Raw genomic sequence first — 3,716 nt, 5'->3', positions numbered from 1 at the left:
GGTAGATAGGTTCGAGGTGGAAGTGTGGCGACACATGGAGCTGACGAATACTAATCGATCGAGGACTTAACCACTAACTTGAATGGTCGTTAGTCAATGTCTTTATCCAGTTTTGAGAGAATAAGTAAATTAATCCGAAAAAAGTATAAAAAGTACTTGATATATTTGTGGATTATGATATAATAATACTTGTCTTTCGATAATAGTTTAAATGCTGTTTGCAAGAAGATTATAAATTAAAATACAATTATTCCGAAGTAGCTCAGTGGTAGAGCAACCGGCTGTTAACCGGTTGGTCGTAGGTTCGAGTCCTACCTTCGGAGCCATCTTCTTGGAGAGTTGTCCGAGAGGCCGAAGGAGCACGATTGGAAATCGTGTAGGCGGGTAACACTGTCTCAAGGGTTCAAATCCCTTACTCTCCGCCATCTTAGACAGCCAGATAATCTGGCCCGTTGGTCAAGTGGTTAAGACACCGCCCTTTCACGGCGGTAACACGGGTTCGAATCCCGTACGGGTCACCATTTTATAAAATAGCCAGCATGGAGGATTAGCTCAGCTGGGAGAGCACCTGCCTTACAAGCAGGGGGTCGGCGGTTCGAGCCCGTCATCCTCCACCATATTTTAAACAAAATAGTATTATCGCGGGGTGGAGCAGTTCGGTAGCTCGTCGGGCTCATAACCCGAAGGTCACAGGTTCAAATCCTGTCCCCGCAACCAAGGTCCCGTGGTGTAGCGGTTAACATGCCTGCCTGTCACGCAGGAGATCGCCGGTTCGATCCCGGTCGGGACCGCCATAAAATGGGTCGATAGCTCAGTTGGTAGAGCATTTGACTGAAGCTCAAAGTGTCGGCGGTTCGATTCCGTCTCGACCCATCTTTATTAAAAATTATTTAAATGCCGGTGTAGCTCAGTTGGTAGAGCAACTGACTTGTAATCAGTAGGTCGTGGGTTCGACTCCTATCGCCGGCACCATACTATGGAGGGGTAGCGAAGTGGCTAAACGCGGCGGACTGTAAATCCGCTCCTTCGGGTTCGGCGGTTCGAATCCGTCCCCCTCCACCATTTAAAATAGGGGCATAGTTCAACGGTAGAATAGAGGTCTCCAAAACCTTTGGTGTGGGTTCGATTCCTACTGCCCCTGCCAATAACCAATTTCAACTAAAGTAATGGCGATTGTGGCGAAGTGGTTAACGCATCGGATTGTGGTTCCGACATTCGTGGGTTCGATTCCCATCAGTCGCCCCATATATCCTCAAAAATAATTAGTTGAAATAATATATAAAATTATGGCGATTGTGGCGAAGTGGTTAACGCACCGGATTGTGGTTCCGGCATTCGTGGGTTCGATTCCCATCAGTCGCCCCATTAAAACTAATGAAAACTTCATCAAATTTTTGGGGTATAGCCAAGCGGTAAGGCAACGGATTTTGATTCCGTCATGCCCAGGTTCGAATCCTGGTACCCCAGCCATTTTGCGGAAGTAGTTCAGCGGTAGAACACCACCTTGCCAAGGTGGGGGTCGCGGGTTCGAACCCTGTCTTCCGCTCCAATATTATAATGGCGGCTTAGCCAAGTGGTAAGGCACGGGTCTGCAACACCCTTACCACCGGTTCGAATCCGGTAGCCGCCTCCATTTTATTTATTAATCGGTTTATCCGATGTTTTTTTTATTATTTGACTTTGCCGGTGTGGCGGAATTGGCAGACGCGCACGACTCAAAATCGTGTTCCTTCTGGAGTGTCGGTTCGACCCCGACCACCGGTATCTTTAAATTAAACATTAAACTGACAAGAGTTCTAGCTCAATACTGAGTTAGAACTCTTTTTTAATAAAAATGATTGATAAAATTGCCCCACATTCTAACTGCACTTTATTCAAAATCTTTCAATTATATTTGCTACAAATAATTATTATTACCGCAATTATGTAGGCTTTTAGAGAGCGTTTATAAGTATCATCTCTAGTTATTTTCTTGTATGATACGTAATACAAAATATTCAATCAGCAATCGTTAAATAGTTCAGTATCTCAAATTCTTCTTAATATTAATTAAAGGAGAAAATATCTATATTATGATTAAAATAAAATTGTTATAGATATAAATGTTTAAAATCTATTTATCTTGACCACCCTTGATAGTAACAAAGAACAGTAGAGAATCAAGGAGGCTTATTATATGGGAGTTTATAAAATAGGAGAATACGATATTGCAATTAAGTTTATTGGAGTTTACACACATATGGCAGTGTGGCAGTATGCAATAAAAAAGGGGAATAAGCTGATTGCTTCTAGCCCAAATCATCCTACAGCAGAGCTTGATGAGTCAAAGGCAGTTCTTGAAATCGCATTGGACGGATTGTTATATATAGGACAGCAATTAGAGGAAATTGATAGAGGAGTACCTAGCGTATTCCACTGAGGTAATAATGAAGCCTTGTTAATGTAGAACATTCTGCATTAGCAAGGCTTTTTTTAGTTATCATCATTATATTAAAAATTCTTTTTCAGTAACAGTTTTATCTTTGTTCCATTATTGAATAAAATAAGGAGATAAAAATGTCTCTTTAGCAAATTACTTAAGGTAAAGTGTATTAAGTAAATATGCTTAGAAAGTGGGAATTCAATGTTAAGAACTAACCTTATTTCAGAAATATCGAATCGAATTCTTTGTTTAGAAAAGGATCATCCAATTCGATGATACACTGATTGTTTAATAAAAACCACTTAACTAGAAATATGACAGTACAAATAAATAAGCAACAGATTATATAATTTCGTAATGAAATGATTTAAATCTAAATAAAGAGTAATACTAGTAGTATCAAATTTTTACAAAGGAGAAGACATGGACTTATCTCTATTTTTTGTAGCGACAATTATGTGGGTTGGTATACTTTTGTTAGCAAGTTTAGGCAAAACGGGTAATTAGTAAATTATATCTCTCTGTCCCTACCAATTTCATAAGTAATGTAATTAGTCATCTGATTTAATAATTATTTTTCATGATAAATTGAAACTGGCAAGATTTAGTTAATAAATAAGGTAGAAAGAAGGGATTGAGTTATAACTCGATCCCTTTTATCGTGATTTAGTGGGCAATCATTTCATGTGCGATTGTATGTCCATCCATTTCGGAAGGGAAATATGTAGGCCAATTTGTCACTTCATTTAATAATGATTCACAATCGTCTCCCCAATATAAGTGATAATGTTCGGCTTTTGTTGGTGAAATGTTATGGTCACTGAATTGAATATATTGCGGAACATTATCTGCAGGTGCTACTAATTTGAATACATACCGTACACCACGATTTCCTGCTTCATAATTGAGAATTTCGTATCCATCTGTTTGATATTCCCCTGTATAGGCTTTTCCATTTTCGTAAAATGTTACATTGTTGCCATCGATTACAATTCGTTCTGTATTTGTTTTGTAACCCACTTCATAATACGCTTTATATTCCTCGAATGTTTTATCACCTTTATGCTCCGCCTTATGTTCAAATACTTCATCTAATGTTCCATCAAGTAAATATGGATAAACAGATTGCCAATCGCCCTCCCAATCGGAAAGGGTACGTTCTTGTACGTGACTATTGTGTATTGCATAATAAAAGTGCAGACTAGTGCAACGAATTTGTACAGAGTCTAGCACTTTTTTAGTGCAAAAAAATAGACTTGCCAGCCACCCCAAGTCACTCTACTGTTAAAGTGTC

1 protein-coding gene, 16 tRNA genes and 1 pseudogene are annotated in these 3,716 nt (G+C 39.2%); 17 read left to right on the top strand and 1 reads right to left on the bottom strand.

Translation table 11 applies throughout. The features are described from left to right. Positions 1-251 precede the first annotated feature (251 nt). The 17 genes from D8M03_RS17285 to D8M03_RS17205 all read left to right on the top strand — a co-directional run bounded on the left by D8M03_RS17285 (position 252) and on the right by D8M03_RS17205 (position 2,419). Positions 252-326: transfer RNA gene (locus D8M03_RS17285), tRNA-Asn, on the top strand. 7 nt (positions 327-333) lie between these two features. After that, a tRNA-Ser gene (locus D8M03_RS17280) sits at positions 334-425 on the top strand. Between the two features lie 21 nt (positions 426-446). Next, positions 447-521, top strand: a tRNA-Glu gene (locus D8M03_RS17275). Positions 522-541: 20 nt separating this feature from the next. After that, positions 542-617, top strand: a tRNA-Val gene (locus tag D8M03_RS17270). A gap of 23 nt (positions 618-640) precedes the next feature. Then, positions 641-717 (top strand) — tRNA-Met (locus D8M03_RS17265). Position 718: 1 nt separating this feature from the next. Then, positions 719-794: transfer RNA gene (locus D8M03_RS17260), tRNA-Asp, on the top strand. Positions 795-800: 6 nt separating this feature from the next. Continuing rightward, positions 801-873, top strand: a tRNA-Phe gene (locus D8M03_RS17255). Positions 874-896: 23 nt separating this feature from the next. After that, positions 897-972 (top strand) — tRNA-Thr (locus D8M03_RS17250). A gap of 6 nt (positions 973-978) precedes the next feature. Beyond that, positions 979-1,062: transfer RNA gene (locus tag D8M03_RS17245), tRNA-Tyr, on the top strand. Between the two features lie 8 nt (positions 1,063-1,070). After that, positions 1,071-1,144 (top strand) — tRNA-Trp (locus D8M03_RS17240). 25 nt (positions 1,145-1,169) lie between these two features. Beyond that, a tRNA-His gene (locus tag D8M03_RS17235) sits at positions 1,170-1,245 on the top strand. Between the two features lie 44 nt (positions 1,246-1,289). Beyond that, a tRNA-His gene (locus D8M03_RS17230) sits at positions 1,290-1,365 on the top strand. Between the two features lie 30 nt (positions 1,366-1,395). After that, positions 1,396-1,470: transfer RNA gene (locus tag D8M03_RS17225), tRNA-Gln, on the top strand. Positions 1,471-1,474: 4 nt separating this feature from the next. Continuing rightward, positions 1,475-1,549: transfer RNA gene (locus tag D8M03_RS17220), tRNA-Gly, on the top strand. A gap of 10 nt (positions 1,550-1,559) precedes the next feature. Further along, positions 1,560-1,633, top strand: a tRNA-Cys gene (locus tag D8M03_RS17215). A gap of 49 nt (positions 1,634-1,682) precedes the next feature. After that, positions 1,683-1,764: transfer RNA gene (locus D8M03_RS17210), tRNA-Leu, on the top strand. A 412-nt stretch (positions 1,765-2,176) separates the two neighbouring features. Beyond that, positions 2,177-2,419, top strand: a complete 243-nt coding sequence (locus D8M03_RS17205; protein ID WP_121216017.1) for a hypothetical protein — start codon at positions 2,177-2,179, stop codon at positions 2,417-2,419. Between the two features lie 669 nt (positions 2,420-3,088). On the opposite strand, the pseudogene D8M03_RS17200 reads toward D8M03_RS17205, so the two are convergent. Continuing rightward, positions 3,089-3,598: pseudogene (locus tag D8M03_RS17200) on the bottom strand (metal-binding protein ZinT); the annotation flags it as partial. Positions 3,599-3,716 lie beyond the last annotated feature (118 nt).

Origin of the sequence: Ureibacillus endophyticus, assembly GCF_003628435.1 — a bacterium.
GTDB classification, from domain to species: Bacteria; Bacillota; Bacilli; order Bacillales_A; family Planococcaceae; genus Ureibacillus; species Ureibacillus endophyticus.
Note: the sequence above shows the minus strand (reverse complement) of the source record. Positions and strands in the feature narration are given on the sequence as shown.